This window comes from Paracoccus niistensis, from assembly GCF_042432925.1.
Classification (GTDB): domain Bacteria; phylum Pseudomonadota; class Alphaproteobacteria; order Rhodobacterales; family Rhodobacteraceae; genus Paracoccus; species Paracoccus niistensis.
The window spans coordinates 205,209-225,150 of sequence record NZ_JBHLWE010000029.1 but is presented as its reverse complement, the minus strand read 5'-3'; the positions used below and the strand labels follow the sequence as shown (position 1 = coordinate 225,150).

At 69.6% G+C, this 19,942-nt stretch carries 16 protein-coding genes, 1 tRNA gene and 1 riboswitch; of the genes, 4 read left to right on the top strand and 13 right to left on the bottom strand.

Features of this window, described 5'->3' with window-relative positions; genetic code table 11:
* Nucleotides 1-114 precede the first annotated feature (114 nt).
* Genes ACFFII_RS09635 through ACFFII_RS09625 form a run of 3 tightly spaced genes read left to right on the top strand, consistent with a single transcriptional unit; the run spans nucleotide 115 to nucleotide 4,944 of the window.
* Entirely contained in the window at nucleotides 115-1,665 is a 1,551-nt protein-coding gene (locus tag ACFFII_RS09635) for an OpgD/OpgG family glucan biosynthesis protein (RefSeq protein WP_377698667.1), read from the top strand.
* A 4-nt stretch (nucleotides 1,666-1,669) separates the two neighbouring features.
* Complete coding sequence (mdoH, locus tag ACFFII_RS09630; RefSeq protein ID WP_377698665.1) at nucleotides 1,670-3,829, top strand: glucans biosynthesis glucosyltransferase MdoH; 2,160 nt, start codon at nucleotides 1,670-1,672, stop codon at nucleotides 3,827-3,829.
* A complete protein-coding gene (locus tag ACFFII_RS09625) occupies nucleotides 3,826-4,944 on the top strand; it encodes an OpgC domain-containing protein (protein WP_377698664.1) in 1,119 nt (372 codons plus the stop codon). The genes mdoH and ACFFII_RS09625 overlap by 4 nt, the downstream gene beginning before the upstream one ends.
* 13 nt (nucleotides 4,945-4,957) lie before the next feature.
* On the opposite strand, the gene ACFFII_RS09620 is transcribed toward ACFFII_RS09625, so the two are convergent.
* The 13 genes from ACFFII_RS09620 to ACFFII_RS09560 form a co-directional block, all read right to left on the bottom strand.
* Nucleotides 4,958-5,033, bottom strand: a tRNA-Ala gene (locus tag ACFFII_RS09620).
* 49 nt (nucleotides 5,034-5,082) lie between these two features.
* Nucleotides 5,083-5,520: a thioredoxin TrxC gene (gene trxC, locus ACFFII_RS09615; RefSeq protein ID WP_377698663.1), complete on the bottom strand. Its 438-nt coding sequence runs from the start codon at nucleotides 5,518-5,520 to the stop codon at nucleotides 5,083-5,085.
* 235 nt (nucleotides 5,521-5,755) lie between these two features.
* Nucleotides 5,756-8,590 carry an aminomethyl-transferring glycine dehydrogenase gene (gcvP, locus tag ACFFII_RS09610; protein WP_377698805.1) on the bottom strand — a complete coding sequence of 945 codons (2,835 nt, stop codon included), beginning with the start codon at nucleotides 8,588-8,590 and terminating at the stop codon, nucleotides 5,756-5,758.
* 200 nt (nucleotides 8,591-8,790) lie between these two features.
* Complete coding sequence (gcvH, locus tag ACFFII_RS09605; RefSeq protein ID WP_377698804.1) at nucleotides 8,791-9,147, bottom strand: glycine cleavage system protein GcvH; 357 nt, start codon at nucleotides 9,145-9,147, stop codon at nucleotides 8,791-8,793.
* An 11-nt stretch (nucleotides 9,148-9,158) separates the two neighbouring features.
* Nucleotides 9,159-10,259, bottom strand: coding sequence for a glycine cleavage system aminomethyltransferase GcvT (gene gcvT, locus ACFFII_RS09600; protein ID WP_377698662.1), 1,101 nt, complete (start codon nucleotides 10,257-10,259; stop codon nucleotides 9,159-9,161).
* Between the two features lie 124 nt (nucleotides 10,260-10,383).
* Nucleotides 10,384-10,471: riboswitch (glycine riboswitch) on the bottom strand.
* Between the two features lie 71 nt (nucleotides 10,472-10,542).
* Complete coding sequence (locus ACFFII_RS09595) at nucleotides 10,543-11,058, bottom strand: L,D-transpeptidase family protein (RefSeq protein ID WP_377698660.1); 516 nt, start codon at nucleotides 11,056-11,058, stop codon at nucleotides 10,543-10,545.
* 106 nt (nucleotides 11,059-11,164) lie between these two features.
* Nucleotides 11,165-12,382 (bottom strand): class I SAM-dependent RNA methyltransferase, encoded by a 1,218-nt coding sequence (locus ACFFII_RS09590; protein ID WP_377698659.1) that lies wholly within the window; start codon nucleotides 12,380-12,382, stop codon nucleotides 11,165-11,167.
* Nucleotides 12,379-14,232: an ABC transporter ATP-binding protein gene (locus tag ACFFII_RS09585; protein ID WP_377698658.1), complete on the bottom strand. Its 1,854-nt coding sequence runs from the start codon at nucleotides 14,230-14,232 to the stop codon at nucleotides 12,379-12,381. The genes ACFFII_RS09590 and ACFFII_RS09585 overlap by 4 nt, the downstream gene beginning before the upstream one ends.
* Nucleotides 14,229-15,422: a CCA tRNA nucleotidyltransferase gene (locus ACFFII_RS09580; protein WP_377698657.1), complete on the bottom strand. Its 1,194-nt coding sequence runs from the start codon at nucleotides 15,420-15,422 to the stop codon at nucleotides 14,229-14,231. The genes ACFFII_RS09585 and ACFFII_RS09580 overlap by 4 nt, the downstream gene beginning before the upstream one ends.
* Nucleotides 15,419-16,009, bottom strand: a complete 591-nt coding sequence (locus tag ACFFII_RS09575; protein ID WP_377698656.1) for an NUDIX hydrolase — start codon at nucleotides 16,007-16,009, stop codon at nucleotides 15,419-15,421. Before ACFFII_RS09575 ends, ACFFII_RS09580 begins: the two co-directional genes overlap by 4 nt.
* Nucleotides 16,009-17,028, bottom strand: coding sequence for an Hsp33 family molecular chaperone HslO (gene hslO, locus ACFFII_RS09570; RefSeq protein WP_377698655.1), 1,020 nt, complete (start codon nucleotides 17,026-17,028; stop codon nucleotides 16,009-16,011). The genes ACFFII_RS09575 and hslO overlap by 1 nt, the downstream gene beginning before the upstream one ends.
* Nucleotides 17,029-17,113: 85 nt before the next feature.
* Nucleotides 17,114-18,172, bottom strand: coding sequence for a ferrochelatase (gene hemH, locus ACFFII_RS09565; RefSeq protein ID WP_377698654.1), 1,059 nt, complete (start codon nucleotides 18,170-18,172; stop codon nucleotides 17,114-17,116).
* On the bottom strand, nucleotides 18,169-19,008 hold the full coding sequence (locus tag ACFFII_RS09560) for an SAM-dependent methyltransferase (RefSeq protein WP_377698653.1): 840 nt from the start codon (nucleotides 19,006-19,008) through the stop codon (nucleotides 18,169-18,171). The genes hemH and ACFFII_RS09560 overlap by 4 nt, the downstream gene beginning before the upstream one ends.
* Between ACFFII_RS09560 and ACFFII_RS09555 the strand changes: the two genes are divergently transcribed.
* A complete protein-coding gene (locus ACFFII_RS09555; protein WP_377698652.1) occupies nucleotides 19,007-19,792 on the top strand; it encodes a double zinc ribbon domain-containing protein in 786 nt (261 codons plus the stop codon). The two genes, ACFFII_RS09560 and ACFFII_RS09555, sit on opposite strands and share 2 nt — an antisense overlap.
* Nucleotides 19,793-19,942: the final 150 nt, after the last annotated feature.

The following is a 19,942-nucleotide window of genomic DNA, read 5'->3' as shown; positions in this document are numbered from 1 at the left end:
GCGCCCCGGCCACGGGTCCGGGGCGTCGATCCTTGCCAACATTCTGGAATCTTGCGGGAAGCAGGGGCATTCTCTAATGTCCTTGGCAAACCGCACCATCGGATCGAGACACGCTTGGAACGTCGCTTCTTCATCGGCACGATGACTGCCGCGCTGGCTGGCGCCATGCTGCATCCCCGGACCGGGCGGGCACAGGACATCACGGCCCCGGCCGAGGCCGAGCCCGTCCTGTTCAGCTTCGAGGAAGTGGCGCGGATTGCCGCCGACCTTGCCCGCGCGCCCTATGTCGAGCCTCCCTCGACGCTGGACCCGCCCTTCCGCGACCTGGGCTATGACGCCTATCGCGGCATCCGCTTCCGGCGCGAAGCCGACCCTTGGGCCGGCATCCCGGGCTTCGGGCTGGACCTGCTGCCGCCGGGAATGCTGTTCACCCAGCCCGTGCGGATCAACCTGGTCGAGGCGGGGGTCGTGCGCCCCTTCCCCTTCGATCCGTCGGTCTTCGATTACCACGAGAACTCCTTCCCGCCCGACGCCGGCCAGATGCCGCCCGGCAACATGGGCTGGTCGGGCTTCCGCCTGCGGACGGTGATGAACCACCCCGGCTTCCTGGACGAGATGGCTGTCTTCCAGGGCGCGAGCTATTTCCGCGTCCTCGGCCGCGGCAGCCGCTACGGCCTGTCCGCCCGCGGCCTTGCCATCGGCACCGGCAGCCGCGAAGGCGAGGAGTTCCCCGCCTTCCGCGAGTTCTGGATCCACACTCCCGACCAGACCGGCCAGAGCGTCACGGTTCACGCGCTGCTGGACAGCCCCTCGGTCGCGGGCGCCTTCGAGTTCATCCTGGCGCCCGGCGACGACACGGTGGTGGCGACCCGCGCGGCGCTGATCCCGCGCCGCGACCTGGCGGACGTGGGGCTTGCGCCGCTGACCTCGATGTTCTGGTTCGGTCCCGGCGACCGAGGAAGTTTCGACGACTATCGCCCGGCTGTCCATGACAGCGACGGGCTGGAGATGGTGACGGGTGGCGGGATGCGGCTGTGGCGCGCGCTGTCCAACCCCGCGACGCTGCAGATCTCGGCCTTTGCCGACCGCAACCCGCGCGGCTTCGGCCTGATGCAGCGCGGGCGCGACTTCGAGGTCTACCAGGACGCCGAGGCCCGCTATGAGCTGCGTCCCTCGGGCTGGATCCAGCCCGCGCCGGGCTGGGGCGACGGGTCCGTGGTGCTGGTCGAGATCCCCGTCCAGTCCGAGTTCCACGACAACATCGTGTCCTTCTGGAAGCCAGCCCAGCCGCTGGTCGCGGGCGTGCGCCACGACTTCGCCTATGAACAGCGCTTCGGCATGGCGCCGGGCGACGGCTTTCCGGTCGCGCGGGTGCGCCAGACCCGCTCGGGGCGGTCGGTGAACGCGCAAGGGGCGCGCAGCTATTTCATCGATTTCGACCTGGACCTGTTCCAGGACCAGCCAGACCCCGTCGCCGTGGTCAGCGCCTCGGCCGGCAATGTCGAGCATCCCTATGTCGTGCGCCTGCCGAGCGAAGGGCTGCTGCGCCTTGCCTTCGAGTTCCGGCCCGAACGCACCGACCTGGCCGAGATCACCGCCCGGCTGGAAACCCCGGATGGCAGCCCGCTGAGCGAGACCTGGCTGTACCGCTGGACAAGGGAATGATCGGTTGGAACGGACCGATCCACCCCTGCTGACCGACCGGGACGCCCCGGCCGGGATGACCCACCGCCCCGCGCCCATGCCTCCGGTCGCAGGATCGGGCTGGCTGGGCCGCATGCCTCCGGTCCCGCCGGAAGCGCCCCTGCCCATGCCCGCGCAGGACTTCCGCGCGGCCCCTCCTCCGGGTCCCGCGCGCGAGCCTGCCACGGCCAGCGTGCTGACAGCGCGCCTGATCGCCTTCGGCGGCGCGGCGCTGATCACGGCCATCGGCTTCTGGCAGATGCTGATCGTCTTCAGCGACGGCATCCAGCCGCTGCAATGGGCGCTGCTGGCCTTCTTCACCCTGACCTTCGGCTGGGTCGGCTTCAGCTTCTGTTCGCTGATCGCGGGGCTGGTCGCCCGCCCGACCGTGACGCCCGCCGATCCGGGGACCGCCCGGGTCGCCATCGTGATGCCGATCTATCACGAGGACCCGGCCGACAGCATGGGGATGCTGGGCGCCCTGGCCGAGCAGCTGGCCGAAGCGGGCATGTCCGACCGCGCCGAGATCTTCGTCCTGTCCGACAGCCGCGACCCCGAGTTCTTCGCGGCCGAGACGCTGGCCGTCGCCGCCCTGCGCGACCATTGCCCCCTGCCTGTCTGGTATCGCAGGCGCACCGACAACACCGGGCGCAAGGCGGGCAACATCGCCGAGTTCGTGCGCCGCTGGGGCGGGCGCTATGACCAGATGGTGGTGCTGGACGCCGACAGCGTCGTCAGCGGCGACGTCGTGCGCCAGATGAGCGCGCGGATGAGCGCCGATCCCGCGATGGCCCTGATCCAGACCCTGCCGATGCTGGTCGGCGGCCAGACCCTGTTCGCCCGCGTGATCCAGTTTGCAGGCCGGGTCTATGGCCCGCCCATCGGGCGCGGGGTCGCCGCCTGGTCGGGCGACAACGGCAACTTCTGGGGCCACAACGCGATGATCCGCGTCAGGGCCTTCGCCGAATGCTGCGGCCTGCCGGAACTGCCCGGCTCGCCCCCCTTCGGCGGCACGATCCTGTCGCATGACTTCGTCGAGGCCGCGCTGCTGCGCCGCGCCGGCTGGAAGGTCCGGCTCGACTGGGACCTGCGCGCCAGCTACGAGGGCTGCCCGCCGACGCTGCTGGACATGGCCGTGCGCGAGCGCCGCTGGGCGCAGGGCAACCTGCAGCACCTGCGCCTGATCGGGGCGCGCGGCTTCACGGCCATCAGCCGGGTCCATTTTCTGATCGGAGTCCTCGGCTTCCTGATGAGCCCGGTCTGGCTGGCCATGATCCTTGTCGGCCTTGCGCTGACCGCCAACGTGATCCTGTCGCGGCCCGAATATTTCCCCAACAGCTACCAGTTGTTCCCCGACTGGCCGACCTTCGACGCGGCACGCATGACCTGGCTGTTCGTGGCCGCCATGACGCTGCTGCTGCTGCCCAAGTTCGTGGCGCTGGGACGGGCCTGGCGGCGGCCGCTGGCCTCGGACGTGGGCGGCCGGCCCCGCATCCTGCTGAGCGCCCTGTTCGAGATCGTGCTGTCGGCGCTGATCGCCCCCGTGCAGATGCTGATCCAGACCCGCCAGATTCTCGAGATCCTGCGCGGCCGCAATTCGGGCTGGGAAAGCCAGGTCCGCAAGGGCTCGATGCCGCCTTGGGGGCTGGTGCTGCGCCGCCACGCCATCCACGTCGTCTCGGGCGTGGGCACCCTTCTGGTGGTGACGATGCTGTCCCCCAGCCATGCGCTGTGGCTGTCGCCGATCCTGGCCGGGCTGATCCTCGCACCCGCCATCTCGCGCTGGACCGCCTCGCCCGTCTTCGGCCGCTGGGCGCGCATGGCGGGCCTGCTGGTCACGCCCGAGGAACGGGTGCCTCCCGCCATCGTCGTCGCCAGCATGGCCCATGCGCGCCGGCTGCGCCATGTCGAGGGCACCACCCCGGCCCTGGGCCGGGACGCGCAGGCGCGGGCCCGCCATGTCGCCCTGCTGCCGCCCCTGCCCGACCTGCCGGTGGTCGAGCGCCTGCCCGCCATCGCGGCCGAGGCCAAGATCAGTGCCGCCGACTCGCAGGCGCAGGCGCTTGGTTTCCTTGACCGGGCCGAGCGGGCCGCCCTGCTGTCCGATCCGCGGCTGCTTGAACGCTGGGCCGCGCTGCCAAGATGAGCCGGATCGTTTCGCTTGATATGCTGCGCGGTTACGCGCTGGTCTGCATCATGCTCAATCACATGCCGCATGGCGTGCTGAGGCAGGCAACGCTGACCAACTTCGCCATCTATGACTCGGCCGAACTGTTCGTGCTGCTGTCGGGCTTCCTTGTCGGCCTTGTCTGGATGAAGGTCGAGCGTGCAGAAGGCCGCCTGGCCGCGCAGTGGCGCTTTGCCCGGCGCGCGGGGCAGGTCTGGCTGGCGCTGGTCCTGGGCGGCATCATGCTGGCGCTGCTGTCGCGTGGGCTGCTGGAACTGGGCTTCGCCCACAGCGCGATCTGGAATGAATACGCGCGCTGGATCATCGACGTCCCCATGGGCTATGTCGCCACGCTGGCGCTGATGTGGATGCAGCCGAACCTGCTGGACGTGCTGGCGCTTTACGTCATCCTGCTGGCGCTCGCGCCCGTGCTGGTGCCCCTGATGCTGCGCTGGCCGGTGGCTTTCTTCGCGGGCTCGGTCGCGCTGTGGCTGGTGGCGGTTCCCCTGAACGCCGCCCTGCCGAACCAGCGGGTCGAGGGCGGGCTGCTGTTCAACCCCTTCGGCTGGCAGCTTCTGTTCCACAGCGGCGTGGCCATGGGAGCCTTCCGCCACCGCTTCATGCCGGTGCTGCGCCGGCACGGCGCCTGGATCACGCTGCTGGCCGTTGCGGTGACGCTTTATTCGCTGGGCATGGTGACCCTGTGGCGCATGGGCCCCGAGGGCAAGCGGCTGGCCGACATCATGTGGCACGCGGTCGACATCGTGGACAAATGGTCGCTTGACTGGGTGCGCTATGTGGCGATCTTGGCGGCAAGCTGGCTGGTCGCCGTGCCGCTGGCGGGCCTGTTCGCCTGGATGGCCGCGACAGGACCCGGGCGCGCGCTGGCGAGCATCGGCAAGGGGGGGCTGGTGGCCTTCGTGGCCTGCGTGCTTCTGTCGGTCCTGGGCGACGCGATGATGGTCAGCCTGCCCCAATCGACCCTCGCGCGGCTGGCGGTGGACCTGTGGACCGTCGGCGCCCTGTGGCTGACCGCCCATGCCTGGCTGACGATCAAGGCGCATCGCACGGCCAAGCACCGCACAGATAACTGAAGTTTCGGGAAACTGGTGGAGCCGAGGGGAATCGAACCCCTGGCCTCATCATTGCGAACGATGCGCTCTACCAACTGAGCTACGGCCCCACAGGCGCGGTATTTGGCGGGTCAGCGGGGGGTTGTCAAGCAGCCTTCTTCAGCTCGTCGCGATATGGCTGCGCGTCCAGTCGGCCAGTTGCCCCGCGGGGCGAGCCCCGGTCAGGCGCGCTCTCTCGCGGCCGTCCCGGAACAGGATAAAGGCGGGGATTCCCTGGATGTTGAAGCGCACGGTCGCGTCGGGATGGCTTTGCGTGTCGATCTTGGCCAGTCGGGCCGTGCCCTGCAGCATCGCAGCGGCCTTCTCGAACTCGGGTGCCATCATCCGGCAGGGGCCGCACCAGGGCGCCCAGAAATCCACCAGCAGCGGCAGCTCGTCCGTCCGGGCCGCCTTTTCAAGCGTGGCGAAGTCCAGCGCCATGGGCTTTCCCGGCAGCAGAGCCGCCCCGCAGGTGCCGCATTTCGGCCCCGCCGACAATCGGTCCTGCGGGACGCGGTTGACCTGGCCGCAGTGCAGGCATGACAGCTTGAGAGCCATTGCCGCTCAGAAGATGCCGATGAGGTAGAACAGGATGATGACGATGACGGGAACACCGAGAAGCCAGGCGATGATGCCTTTCATGGGAAATTTCCTTTCGGTTCATGACTGTGGGCCAACGCCGCCACCGGGATAGGGTTCCTGCATCATGGCGGTGCGTCGGACGGGCACCCTGCCTTCAAAGCAGAAAGCCGCGCGAGGGGCGCGGCTTTCAGGACTGGATGGCAGGGACGGATCACTCCGCCGCTTCGGCGTAGGCTTCCAGCGGCGGACAGGTGCAGATCAGGTTGCGATCGCCATAGGCGTTGTCCACCCGCCCGACCGGGGGCCAGTACTTGTCCACCCGGAAGGCGCCGGGCGGGAAACAGCCCTGTTCGCGCGAATAGGGCCGATCCCATTCGGCGACAAGATCTTCGACCGTGTGGGGCGCGTGGCGCAGGGGGCTTGCCTCGGCGGAGATACGGCCCTCGGCAACCTCGGTGATCTCGTCCCGGATCGCCAGCATGGCGGTGACGAAGCGGTCGATCTCGGCCTTGGTCTCGGATTCGGTCGGCTCCACCATCAGCGTGCCCGCCACGGGCCAGCTCATCGTCGGCGCATGGAAGCCGTTGTCGATCAGGCGCTTGGCGATGTCGTCCACGGTCACGCCATGCTCGGCAAAGACGCGGGTGTCGATGATGCATTCATGCGCGACCCGGCCACGGTTGCCCATGAACAGGATCGGATAGGCCCCGGCCAGTCGGCTGGCGATGTAGTTTGCGTTCAGGATCGCCACGCGCGTGGCTTGCGTCAGCCCCTCGCCGCCCATCATGCGGATATAGGCCCAGGAGATCAGCAGGATCGAGGCCGATCCCCAAGGCGCGGCCGAGACCGCCCCTGCCCCCTCGCGCGGGTCGGCGGGCAGGTAGGGCGCGAGATGCGCCTTGACGCCGATCGGGCCCATGCCGGGACCACCGCCGCCATGGGGAATGGCGAAGGTCTTGTGCAGGTTCAGGTGGCTGACGTCGCCGCCGATCTCGCCCGGCTTCACCAGCCCCACCAGCGCGTTCATGTTGGCGCCGTCGATGTAGACCTGCCCGCCGTGATCATGGGTAATCCGGCAGACCTCGCGCACGGTGTCCTCGAATACGCCATGCGTGGACGGATAGGTGATCATCACCGCCGCCAGCTTGTCGCCGGCCTTGGCCGCCTTGTCGGCGAAATCTTCCAAGTCGATGTCGCCGTTCGGGGCGGACTTCACCACCACGACCTTCATTCCGCACATCTGGGCGCTGGCGGGGTTGGTACCATGCGCGCTGGTCGGGATCAGGCAGATGTCGCGATCCTCGCCGCGCGCCTTGTGATAGGCGGCGATGGTCAGGAGCCCGGCATATTCCCCCTGCGCGCCCGAGTTCGGCTGCAGCGAGAAGGCGTCATAGCCCGTGATGGTGCAGAGCTTGTCAGACAGGTCCTTGAAGACGCGGTGATAGCCCGCCGCCTGCGCCTGCGGCGCGAAGGGGTGCAGCATTGCGAACTCGGGCCAGGTCAGCGGCATCATCTCGGCGGCCGCGTTCAGCTTCATCGTGCAGGACCCCAGCGGGATCATCGCACGGTCCAGCGCCAGGTCGCGGTCCGACAGGCGGCGCATGTAACGCATCATCTCGGATTCGGCCCGGTTCATGTGGAAAACCGGGTGGGTCAGATAGTCGCTTTCGCGCAGCAACTGCTCGGGGATCGCGGGCTCGGTCGCGGGCTCGGCAGGGTCGGTGATCCCGAAGGCATCCAGCACCCGTGCGATCACGCCCTCGTCGGTCGTCTCGTCCACGCTGATGCCGACGCGGTCGCGGCCCACCTTGCGCAGGTTGATCCCCCGCTGCTCGGCCGCCGCGAGGATGCCCGCCTGCCCCACGCCCACGCGCACGGTGAAGGTGTCGAACAAGGCATCCGTCTCGACCTCGGCCCCGGCGGCGCGCAGGGCATTGGCCAGCGTGACCGCGTTCAGATGCACCCGCTGGGCGATGGCACGCAGACCCACAGGCCCGTGGAAGACGGCATAGAAGGACGCCATGACCGCCAGCAGCGCCTGCGCCGTGCAGACGTTACTGGTCGCCTTTTCGCGGCGGATATGCTGTTCGCGCGTCTGCAGCGCCAGGCGATAGGCCGGGCGGCCCGCTGCGTCGATGCTGACGCCCACGATGCGGCCGGGCATGGCACGCTTCATCTCGTCGCGGCAGGACATGAAGGCCGCGTGCGGGCCGCCGTAGCCAATCGGCACGCCGAAGCGCTGGGCCGAGCCCACGCAGATGTCGGCGCCCATCGCGCCCGGTTCCTTCAGCAGGCAGAGCGCCAGAAGGTCGGTGGCGACAATGGCGACGGCCCCCGCCTTGCGCAGCGCCTCGCAATCGGCGGTCAGGTCGCGGATGTGCCCGAATGTGCCGGGATACTGGAAGATCGCGCCGAAGACCTGAGCGGGGTCGCAGTCCTCGGGACGCCCACGGATGATCTCGATCCCCAGCGGCTCGGCCCGCGTCTCGATCACGCTGATCGTCTGCGGATGCAGGTTGTCGCTGACAAAGAACGCGCGGGCCTTCGACTTCGCCACCCGCTGCGCCATGGCCATGGCCTCGGCCGCCGCCGTCGCCTCGTCCAGCAGCGAGGCGTTGGCGACCGGCAGGCCGGTCAGGTCCGCGACCATGGTCTGGTAGTTCAGCAGCGCCTCGAGCCGCCCCTGCGCGATCTCGGGCTGATAAGGGGTGTAGGCCGTGTACCAAGCCGGGTTCTCGAAGATGTTGCGCTGGATCGCGGGCGGCGTGACGGTGCCGTAATAGCCCTGCCCGATCAGGCTGGTCATGACGCGGTTCTCGCCCGCGACCTCGCGCATCAGCGACAGCATCTCGCGCTCGGACAGCGCCGGCCAGTCCAGGCTGGTGTCCTGGCGGATGGACCCGGGCACGGTCTGCTCGATCAGCTGGTCGAGGCTGCCTGCGCCCACGACCTTCAGCATCTCCTCCATCTCGGAAGGGGAAGGACCGATATGGCGGCGATTGCCGAAGTCGTCGGGGTTGTAGGAGGTCGGGTTCCAGCGGGTCATGGGATCGCTCATGTGCAAATGGCCACACCGGGCCGGATTACCTGCATCGGTAGGGCGGCCGTTCGCCAGCCGCGCCTCCTTCTTCTTCGCTCAAATATCTCGGGCTTCGGAGCGCCCGGAAAACAGTCCGGGGAACTGTTTTCAGTGCAGAAGGGGCCGCCAGGCCAAGCGGGGCAGAGCCCCGGTCCGGCGGCACAATCTCAGCCGATCAGTTCCTGATAGGCGGACTCGTCCATGAAGCCGTCCAGCGACACGCCGTCGGCGGGCTTGATGCGGAAGAACCAGGCCGACATCGCGTCCGAGTTCACGTCGCCCGGCGCGTCAGCCAGCGCCTCGTTGACGGCGGTGATCGTGCCCGCGACCGGCGCCACGATGTCCGAGGCGGCCTTGACGGACTCGATCACCACGATCTCCTCGCCCGCCTCCACCTCGCGCCCGGTTTCGGGCAGTTCGATGAAGACCACATCGCCCAGCTGCTCGCTGGCATGGGGGGTGATGCCCACGACGATCTCGTCGCCTTCGGCGCGCAGCCATTCGTGGTCAGAGGTGTATTTCAGCATGGGGCGCCTCAGCGTTTGTAGGTGGGTTTGACGAATGGCATGGGCGCGACAACGGCCGGCAGGCGCTTGCCGCGCAGCTCGGCCCAGACGGTCGCGCCTTCGGGGATGTCGGTGGGCAGGCTGGCCATGGCGACCGGGGCGCCCACCGAGGGGCCGAAGCCGCCCGAGGTCACGCGGCCGACCGGCTTGCCGCCCTCCGCCTCGGCAAAGACCGGCGTCCCTTCGCGGATAGGGGCGCGGCCCTCGGGGCGCAGACCGCGGCGCACGCGCGAGGACTTGCCGAGTTCGGGCAGGACCGCCTTGGCGCCCGGAAAGCCGCCTTCGCGCTCGCCGCCCGCGCGGCGGACCTTGGGGATCGACCAGCCGAGACCGGCCTGCGCGGGGGTGACCCCGGTATCCATGTCATGGCCGTAAAGCGGCAGCCCGGCTTCCAGCCGCAGCGAGTCGCGGGCGCCAAGACCAATGGGAGCGACGCCGTCCTGCGCCAGCAGGGCGCGGGCGAAATCAAGGGCGCGGCTCTCGTGGATGCTGATCTCGAAGCCGTCCTCGCCGGTATAGCCCGAGCGGCTGACCCACAGCGTGCCGCCCTGCCAGGTCAGATCGACAGCATCCATGAAGCGCAGGTTGGCGGCATCCGGCACCAGGGCCGCCAGCGCCGCCTCGGCGCCCGGTCCCTGCAAGGCAAGCAGCGCACGGTCGGTCACGACCTCGGGCGCCAGCCCGGCCGCGGTCATGTGGGCGATGTCCTGCTCCGCGCAGGCGGCGTTCACGACCAGCAGCAGGTGGTCGCCCTTGTTGGCCACCATCAGGTCGTCCAGAATGCCGCCCTCGTCGCTGGTGAAAAGCCCGTAGCGCTGCCGTCCCCGGGCAAGCCCCACGATGTCGGCGGGCACCAGGCGTTCAAGCGCCTGCGCCGCATCCTCGCCGCGCAGGATCACCTGCCCCATGTGGCTGACGTCGAACAGGCCCGCGGCCTTGCGGGTGTGCAGATGCTCGCCCAGCACGCCCATGGGATACTGGACCGGCATCTCCCAGCCGGCAAAGGGCACCATCCGGGCGCCGAGTTCGATATGCAGGTCGTAAAGCGGCGTGCGGCGCAGTTCGGTCATGGCATCTCCCCTGGCGGCCAGCGGCCGCGTGTAGATGCCCCCTCTGTCCCTGCCCGCGAAGGGCGCCTGAGATCGTTATCCTTCGGCGGGCCGCCCCGAGGGGCAAGCCACTCTTCAGAGTTTTATGTGGACGCGGTCTTTCTGCCTGAGAGTTTACCGGGGCGGTTGCTCCTTCGGCCCTGGCCTGCGCCAGCGTCTCCCGTCATCCACGACTTTGGTAGCAGCGCAGGTGGCGCGCTGGCAAGGGCCTTTGAGCCGGGGCCGGATCACCGGCCCCTGCCCGTCAGGGATAGATCACGACCGGCACGCCGGGGCGCACCATGGCGAAGATTTCCTCGATCTCCTCGTCGTTGACGGCGATGCAGCCTGCGGTCCAGTCGCGGTTCTTCTGCTTGTTGCCGTAGGGGCCGCGGCCGTGGATCATGATGTCGCCGCCCGGCTGCTGGCCCAGCATCATCGCCCGCGCCTTGTCGGTCGGGTCGGGATAGGAGATCCCGAGCGACAGGTGATACTGGCTGTTCGGGTTCTGCCGGTCGATGAAATAGATGCCCTCGGGCGTGCGGCCGTCGCCTTCGTAAAGCTTGTGGCCGATCGGCTGGAAGCCCAGGCCGATGTCATAGGCCTTCAGCACCGTGCGGCCGCTCAGCAGGAACATCTGCCGGTCGCCCTTTTCCACCACGATCTGCGTGACGGGCGGGCCGTTGTAGGTGCGGAACTTGCTCTTGGGCTGGCTGCTGCCACAGGCTGCCAGCAAGACAAGCGCAGTCAGCGCAAGAAGATTGCGGATGGTCGAGATCATCACTGCCCCAGAATCGCTTATTTGCGTCTTATTGATCGAGCGTTACCACAACCGGCGGTTTTCCGCCAACTCTGTCTCTCGACAATCTTAGGCAGTTCCGGCGACCCTAGTGCGTGAAAGCCGCAGTCAATTCGACATGGGGCGACCAGCGGAACTGGTCCACGACCTCGATCCGGCCCAGCGCATAGCCTCCCTCCAGCATCACCCGCGCATCCCGCGCGAAGGTCACGGGATCGCAGCTCACCCATGCCACGACCGGCACGCGCGACTGCGCAAGTGCCGCCGCCTGCGCGGGCGCCCCGGTGCGCGGCGGGTCGATCACCACCGCATCGAAGCGCGCCAGTTCATCGGGCAGCAGCGGCCTGCGCGCCAGGTCGCGGACCTCGGTCGTGACCTTCCGCAGCCCCGGCGCCCCGCGCCAGCCCGCCTGCAGCGCGGCCAAGGGCGCGGCCAGCCCCTCGACCGCGTGGACCTCGGCCCTCTCTGCCAGGGGCAGCGTGAAGGTCCCGGCGCCGGCAAAGAGATCGGCGACCCGCCCTGCCCCGCCGACCGTGCGGCGGACGAAGTCCAGCAGCGCCGCCTCGCCTTCCACCGTCGCCTGCAGGAATCCGCCGGGCGGCGGCACGACCCGCGCGCGGCCGAAAGGCACTGCGGGGGGACGGATCACCAGCGGCTCGCCATCCCAATCGAGCCTCGCCCAGCCCGCCGCCCCGGCCAGCGCCGCGAGTTTGCCCAGAAGCGCGGGCGTCATCGGCTTGCCCCCGCGCACGGCGACATCCAGCCCGGCGGACGTCTCGGTGACAACCAGCGACAGCTCGGCCGCCCGCGAGCCGCCCAAGCTCACCAGCCGCCGCAGATCCGGCAGGGCCGCCAGGATCGCGGGCCGGACCACGAGGCATTCGGCCACGTCCACGATCACGTCCGAGGCCCGCTGGTGGAAGCCCACCAGCGCCCCGGCCTTGGTCCGCCGCCCCGACAGCACCGCCCGGCGTCGCGAACGCGACGGAGAGGTATGGACCGCCCCCACCTCGACCTCGATCCCCTGCGCCGCCAGCGCCGTCCGCACCACCTGCGCCTTCCATCCGGCAACGAAACCGTCGCTTGCGTGCATCAGCGAACAGCCGCCACATTGCTTGTAGTGAGGGCACGGCGCCCGCACCCGGTCCCCCGAGGGCGTCACGATCCGCGGCTTGGCGATCCGGCCATCCTCGGCTTCGCCTTCGATCTGCTCTCCGGGTAGCGTCAAGGGCGCGAGCGCGCGTTCCTCCCCGCGCACTGCGACTCCATCGCCACGCCGGCCTAGTCGCTCGACCGTCCAGGTCATTCGGCGGCCTGCGCGTCCTCAGGCTCGGTCCCCAGGAAGCCGCCCGACTGCCGGTTCCAGTAGCGGGCGTAAAGGCCGCCCTTGGCCAGCAGCTCGGCATGGCTGCCCTGCTCGACGATCCGGCCCGCGTCCATGACGACGATGCGGTCCATCTCGGCGATGGTGGACAGGCGGTGGGCAATGGCGAGCACCGTCTTGCCCTGCATGATCCGGTGCAGCGAGTCCTGCACCTGCGCCTCGACCTCGCTGTCCAGGGCGCTGGTCGCCTCGTCCAGCACGAGGATCGGCGCGTCCTTGACGAAGGCGCGGGCCAGCGCGATCCGCTGCCGCTGCCCGCCGGACAGCTTCACGCCGCGCTCCCCCAGATGCGCGTCATAGCCCTTGCGTCCGCTCGAATCCTGCAGCCCGAGGATGAAGTCATGCGCCTCGGCGGCGCGGGCGGCGGCGATCATTTCTTCTTCTGAGGCGCCGGGGCGGCCATAAAGGAGGTTGTCGCGGGCCGAGCGGTTGAACATCGCCGTTTCCTGCGTGACCATCCCGATGTTGCGGCGCAGGGATTCCTGCGTGACACCGCGCACGTCCTTGCCGTCCACGCGGACCGCGCCCTGTTCGACGTCATGCAGCCGCAGCAGCAGCGAGACCAGCGTGGACTTGCCCGCGCCCGAGGCGCCCACGATCCCGATCCGCTCGCCCGGCGCGATCCGCAGTGACAGCCCATCGATCCCGCCGTCGCCACGGCCATAGGAGAAGCTGACGCCGTCAAAGGCGACCTCGCCCCGCAGCCGGCCGAGTTCCACCGCATCAGGCGCATCGACCAGCGTGTGCGGCGGGGACAGGGTCTGCATCCCGTCCTCGACTTCGCCGATGGATCCCCAGATGCCCATGAGCGACATGCTGACCCAGCCGGTCATCTGCGCCAGACGCATGGCGATAGCGCCCGCGGCCGCCACGTCGCCCGGCGTCGCCGCGCCCCGCTGCCACATCAGCACGGCGCCGCCGACCAGCACCACCGGCAGGATGCCCGCGACCAGCGTCAGCGACAGCCGGAACCAAGTGTTCAGGCGCCCGAAGTCGATGGCGCGGTCGCGGAAGGTTTCCATCGCGCCCAGGGCCGCCTGATCCTCGTATTCGGCGCTGGCGAACAGCTTGACGGTCTTGATGTTGGTGATGGTGTCGACCACCTGGCCCGTGATCATGGCCCGCGCGCTGGCGCGGCCCTTGGACTGGGCCCGCACGCGGGGCAGGAAGAAGCGGATCAGCGCCAGATAGACGACCAGCCAGACGATCAGCGCACCGGCAGCCCAAGCGTCGATCGTCACCAGGAACAGCGCCGATCCCAGCACTGCCGACAGGGCAAAGGTGCCGGTGTTGACCATCTCGCTCGCGACCTCGGTCACGGCGCGGGCGGTCTGCATCTGCTTCTGCGCGATGCGCCCGGCGAAGTCGTTGTCGAAGAAGGTGACGGCATGCCCCATCGTCCAGCGGTGCAGGCGCGACAGCACCAGCGGCAGGATGTTCGGCCCGATGATGACGTTGGATGAGGCGGCCGACAGCCCCATGATGGCGGGCCGCAGGACCAAAAAGAAGCCCACGAAGGCCGCCATCAGCCAGCCGTGACCGGTCAATGTCCAACCGCCCGACTGCGCCACCGCATCGACGACCCAGCCCAGCAGCGTGGCCGAGGCGACCTCGGCCGCCCCCGACAGCGCCGAGGCGAAGGCCGCGACCCCGAGCCCCCCCCAAGCCCCCGACAGCGCCCAGCGGAAGAAGGCCAAAAGCGTGCGAGGCGGCGGCCCGTCCGCCGGGCGGAAAGCGTCGATCAGCCGCTCGAAAGTCTGGTGCAGCATCATGGGCCTTCTCCCGCCAACAGGGCGATGTCCACCAGCGCGGGGGCGGGCACCAGAAAGTCGCCCTCGATCCACGCCGCTTCGGCTGCCTTGAGGCCCCGCCCCAGCGCCGGTCCCGACAGCCGGTGCGACAGGTCGGCCGCGGAGATCGGCAACACCTGCCGCGCGGCGAAGTCGATCCGCTCGCGCCAGTCCGCCCGCAGCGCCTCGCCGCGCGAGGCCCGGAGCAGGGCCAGCTGCCCCGCTCGCCCGGCCCCCAGCCGATAGGCGGCCTCGCTCAGCGTGAGACCCGAGCGCAGTTCCTCCTGCACCCGCGCCTCGGCCCGGGACAGCCGCAATGCGCCTGCCGGGTCGTCCGCCCCAAGCGCCGCAAGCCGCAGTTCCCAGTCTTTCTTCTTCGTGAAAATATGCCGGGGTCCGGGGCAGCGCCCCGGTCCGGCATCTCCAACCGGCGCCACCGCGCAAAGCGCAGCCAGACCCTCAGCCCGAGCCCCCGGCAGCACCTGCGCCAGAACGCCCGCCTCTTCCATCAGCCGCACCGCTTCCACCGGATCATCCGCCGACAGCAGCTTGCGCATTTCGGCCCCGATCCGCTCGCGCGATATGCGGGAAAGTTCTCTGGCATGGCGGGCGCAGGCGGCCAGCGCCTGCCGATCGGCCATGCCGGGACGGCCATAGCGCGCATGAAAGCGGAAGAAGCGCAGGATGCGCAGGTAATCCTCGGTGATGCGCTGGTCGGGGTCGCCGACGAAGCGCACGCGGCGGGCGGAAAGGTCAGGCAAGCCCCCCACAGGGTCCAGCACCTCGCCCGAGGGCTCGGCGTAAAGCGCGTTCATGGTGAAGTCGCGCCGCGCGGCGTCGTCCTCGATCCGGTTGGAGAAAGCCACGACGGCGCGGCGGCCATCCGTTTCCACGTCGCGGCGGAAGGTCGTGACCTCGAATCCGCGCCCGTCCGCGACCACGGTGATCGTGCCGTGCTCGATGCCGGTGGGCACCGGCTTCAGCCCTGCTGCCTGCGCCAGTTCCACAACCTCTTCGGGCGGCGCATCGGTCGCGATGTCGATGTCCTCGACCGGTTGGCCCAGCAGGGCGTTGCGGACTGCGCCGCCCACGACCAAGGCCCGGTGCGGCGCCAGCGCGGCCAGCACCCGGCGCAGTAAAGGGTCCCCCATGATCGCTTCGGGCATCCTCATTCCGACAGCCTTTTCGCAAGCGCCAGCAACACCCGCGCCGTCGCGCCCCAGATGTAATAGGGACCGAAGGGTGCCACGTGATAGGATCGCCAACCGCCGCGCCAGAGCCGCCGCTCAAGACGATAGTTCCCGGGATCGGCAATGTGAGCAAAGGGCACGGTGAAGGCCTCCTCGACCTCGCCCGCCTCGGGGACAGGGGTGAAGGGTCCGCGGATCATCGCCAGCACCGGCGTCATGGCAAAGCCGGTGACCGTACGGTGCGGCGGCAGAACGCCCAGCACCTCGACCTGCGCGGGGTCCAGCCCCACCTCCTCACGCGCTTCGCGCAGGGCGGCGGCAGTCTCGTCCGCATCGCCCGGATCGACCTTGCCGCCCGGCAGGGCGATCTGGCCCGGATGGTGGCGCAAGCCGCTCGCGCGCTTGGTCAGCAGCAGCCGCCCGTCCTCGCGGAAGGCGGCCAGCACGCCCGCCGGCCGCGCCGGAAGGTCTGCCGGAACGGGCCCGTTCTGGTCGAAGTCCGAAGTGGCCCCGGCGGGCACATCAAGCGCCCGCAAGAGCCTTTCCCGGACCTCGGCCGCCTGCAGCATCAGCCGCGCTCCTCCGCGCCGGACAGGGCGTTGCCTTCCGCGTCCACGGTCGCCTCGAAGCCCAACGAGGCCGGGTCGAACTCGTAATGGGCGCCGCAGAACTGGCAGTCGGCGGTGACGGTACCCTGGTCCGTCGTCATGTGGCGGATGTCCTTGGCCGAATAGATCGCCAGCGTCCCGCGCACCCGGTCGGCCGAGCAGGAGCAGCCGAATTCCACCCGCTGGGGGTCGAAGACGCGGGGCGTTTCCTCGTGGAACAGGCGCACCAGCAGGTCGGTCGGCGCGACCGAGGGACCGATCAGCTCCATCGGCTCGACGGTGGACAGCAGGTGGTTGGCGCGGTTCCAGTCCTCGGACTGGGCGCCCTGCAGGATGTCGGCGGCCTCGATCAGCCCGTTCTCGCCCGAGCCGCCCTTCCCCGCGTCCATCGGCTGCGCCGGCAGCGTCTGCAGCATGACGCCGCCCGCGCGCCAGCGCTCCGCATCCCCTGCCATCCGGCTTTGGCCGTAGGACAGGGTGAAGCTGGTCGGGATCTGCTCGGACTGGGCAAAGTAGGTGCCCGCGCAGGCCGACAGCGACCCGCTCGCAAGCGGCGTGATCCCCTGGTAGGGCAGGTTCCCCGCGCCCTGGTCGATCAGGATGGCGAAATAACCCTCGCCGATCTGCTCGAAGGGCGGGCGGTCGTCCAGCCGGTCGGCGTCGAAGCTGGCCCAGGCGCGGATGCGCGCGGGTCCGCCGTCCGCCGAGGGCGCATAATAGTCGGCCGCGATGGTGCGGACGGCGCCGTTGCCGCGCACCTGGATCGACAGCTTCCAGCGCAGCTTGATGGTGGGCCCGATCAGCGCTGTCAGCAGCGCGACCTCGGCCACCAGCGCCGCCACGGGGGCCGGGTAGTCGTGGCGCGACAGGATATGTTCAAGGACGCCGTCCAGCCGGGCCACGCGGCCGCGCACCCCCGAACGGTCAAGCTGGAAGGGCAGAACGGTATCGTCCCAGGCGATCTGGTTGATTGTGGTCATGGGGGCCTTTCGGAAATCTGCGCGCCCAAGGGTCGCGGCGCGGCGTCGCCTGCCAATATAGGCAGGCGCGCGCGCCAACCCAAGGTCAGGCCCAGCCAGCCAGATTCTCGGCGATCACGGCAGTCAGGACGGCGATATGCGCGTCGTCGTCGTTCAGGCAGGGGACATAGGTGAACTGCTGCCCGCCCGCGTGCTCGAAGGCTTCGCGGATCTCGCCGTTGATCTCCTCCAGCGTCTCGATGCAGTCCGCGCTGAAGGCCGGAGAGATCACCGCGATGTCGGTGATGCCGCGCTTGGCGAGGTCCGCCACATGCTCGACCGTGTAGGGCCGCAGCCATTCCTCGGAGCCGAAGACCGACTGGAAGGTCGTGTCGATCGAGTCCTCGGGCCAGCCCAGCCGCTCGCGCAGCAGGCGCGTCGTCTTCTGGCACTGGCAATGGTAGGGGTCACCTTCCATCAGGTAGCGCCTGGGCATCCCGTGATACGAGGCCACCAGCTTCTGCGGGCGGCGGCCCCCCAGCGTGCGTTCGACCGACTGCGCCAACGCCTCGATATAGTCGGGGCGGTCGAAATAGGGCGGGCAGACCCGGGCCGAGGGCTGCCATTTCTGCGTCATCAGCGCGCGGAAGAACTGGTCGTTCGCCGTGGCCCAGGTCGCGCCCGCATATTGCGGATACATCGGCAGGAAGACGATCCGGTCGCAGCCCGCCTTCACCATCCGGTCCACGACGGCCTGCGTGGAGGGATTGCCGTAGCGCATGCAGAAATCGACGATCACGCCCTCGCCCCAGCGTTCCGCGCAGGTCTGGCGCAGCTTGGCGACCTTGGCCTTGGTGATCGTCATCAGCGGGCTTTCGTTCGCCTCGTTGTTCCAGATGGAACGGTAGTTCCTGCCCGAGGTGAAGGGCCGCTTGGAAAGGATGATCCCCTGCAGCAGCGGCTGCCATTTCCATGCCGGATAGTCGATCACCCGCTTGTCCGACAGGAACTCGCTGAGATAGCGGCGCATCGACCAGTAGTCGTGCCCGTCCGGCGTGCCGAGGTTGGCGACAAGGATGCCGATCCGGCGCTGCGGCAGCGCGGGGTGGTCCGGGGCGGCGTGGCGCGGTTGGCTCAGGTCCTGCGGGCGGGCATGCTGGTTCATTGGGTCCTCTGGCTCAGCGCCGCGGCGAGGCTCGTCCTAGCCGAGCCGGGGCGCAATGGTTTCGGCTGGTTGTCGGCGGGCGCCCATCCGGTCAGGAACATCAGCTCCAGCTCGAGCCGGATGCGGTCAGGGTCCTGGGGATCGGGGGCGGTGTCGGAAAGGATCTGCGCCGCACGCAGCAGCACGTCTCGGCGCGTCGGGTGCCGCAGGCGGCGGTCGAGCGCGTTGCCCTCGCCCATCGCGCGCAGGTCGCGGGCCAGGTGGAAGAAGTCGCGATAGCTGACCTTCTGGCTGATCTGGTCGGCCACTGGCAGTGCCAGCCCCGCGCGGGCCAGCAGCGCACCGAGGTCGCGGATCTCGCCCAGGGGCACGACGCGCGGCGACAGGCCCCCCGTGACCTCGACCTCGGCCTGCGCCAGTGCGGCGCGCAGGGGGGCGAGCGTCTCGCCGCCCGGCAGGACGGCCATGAACAGTCCGTCCGGCACCAGCGCGCGTGCTCCCTGGATGATCTGTCCCACCGGGTCGTCGGCCCAGTGCAGCGCCAGCACGTGGATCACGAGGTCGTGCGCACCTCGCTCAAGGTCCAGCACGGCCTCGTCCGGCACCACCCGTGCGCCGGGCATCGCGGCGGACCAGAACGCGGGATGGCCGGTCACGACGGCGGGCGCGGTAAACCTTCTGTTAATCTCGGAAAGCCTATCCTGGATCTCGTCCAGCACCAGCGCGTGCAGCCAGTCCTCGCGCCCCGTCCGGGCGGCGCGGGCGCGGTTGCGTTGCAGCGCAGGGCGGTCGGTTAGGCGCGGCGGGGCGCTGGAGGAGGAAGCGGGCGCGGACATGGGATTGCAACTTAGGGCCTTCGGTGCGGTGATGAAAGCGGGGCGCACGATTCTGTTCCCGCCGCAATGCCTCGACTGCGGGGCGGGCGTGGCCGAGGACGGGGCGCTCTGCCCCGCCTGCTGGCGCGAGGCCGAGTTCATCGGGGCCTGCCTGTGCGACACCTGCGGCATCCCCCTTCCCGGCGACAGCGGAACCGAGGCGGGGCTTTCCTGCGACGACTGCCTCGCCCGCCCGCGCCCCTGGGCGCGCGGCCGCGCGGCGGTGGTCTATGCGGGCAGCGGGCGGCGGCTGGTGCTGGCGCTGAAGCACGGCGACCGGCCGGACCTTGCGCCCGCGCTGGGCCTTTGGCTCGCGGCGGCGGCGGCACCACTGGTCGCACCGGGCATGATGGTGGTGCCGGTGCCGCTGCATCCCCGCCGGATGCTGGCGCGGAAATACAACCAGGCCGCGCTGCTGGGCGCGGCGGTGGCGCGCGCCCACGGGTTGGGGCTCGAGGCGGCGGGGCTGCGCCGCCTGCGGCACACGCCCATGCAGGACCACGGGTCGGTGGGTGACCGCTTCGCCAATGTCGAGGGCGCGATCAGGGTCGCGGACCGCGCGCGGTCGCGGCTCGAAGGGCGACCGGTGCTGCTGGTCGATGACGTGATGGCCTCGGGGGCGACGCTGGCGGCGGCGGCACGGGCTCTGGCCGAAGAGGGCGCGGGTCCCGTCTCGGTCGCGGTGCTGGCGCGGGCCGTCAAGGAAGGCAAGCCAGGCGCCGCGGCCACCGAACCGCCGGAATGAGGCGCCGCAGCAAGGCACATCCTTGGGACCTTATTCGCCGCAGGGTCATCCAGTGCCCCCTTGCATGGCCACGGCACGCGGCGCCCTGCCGAATCGACCGCCATCCTGCCCTGCTGCCGCAGGATTTCCGGGCAGGAACGCAAGCACTCA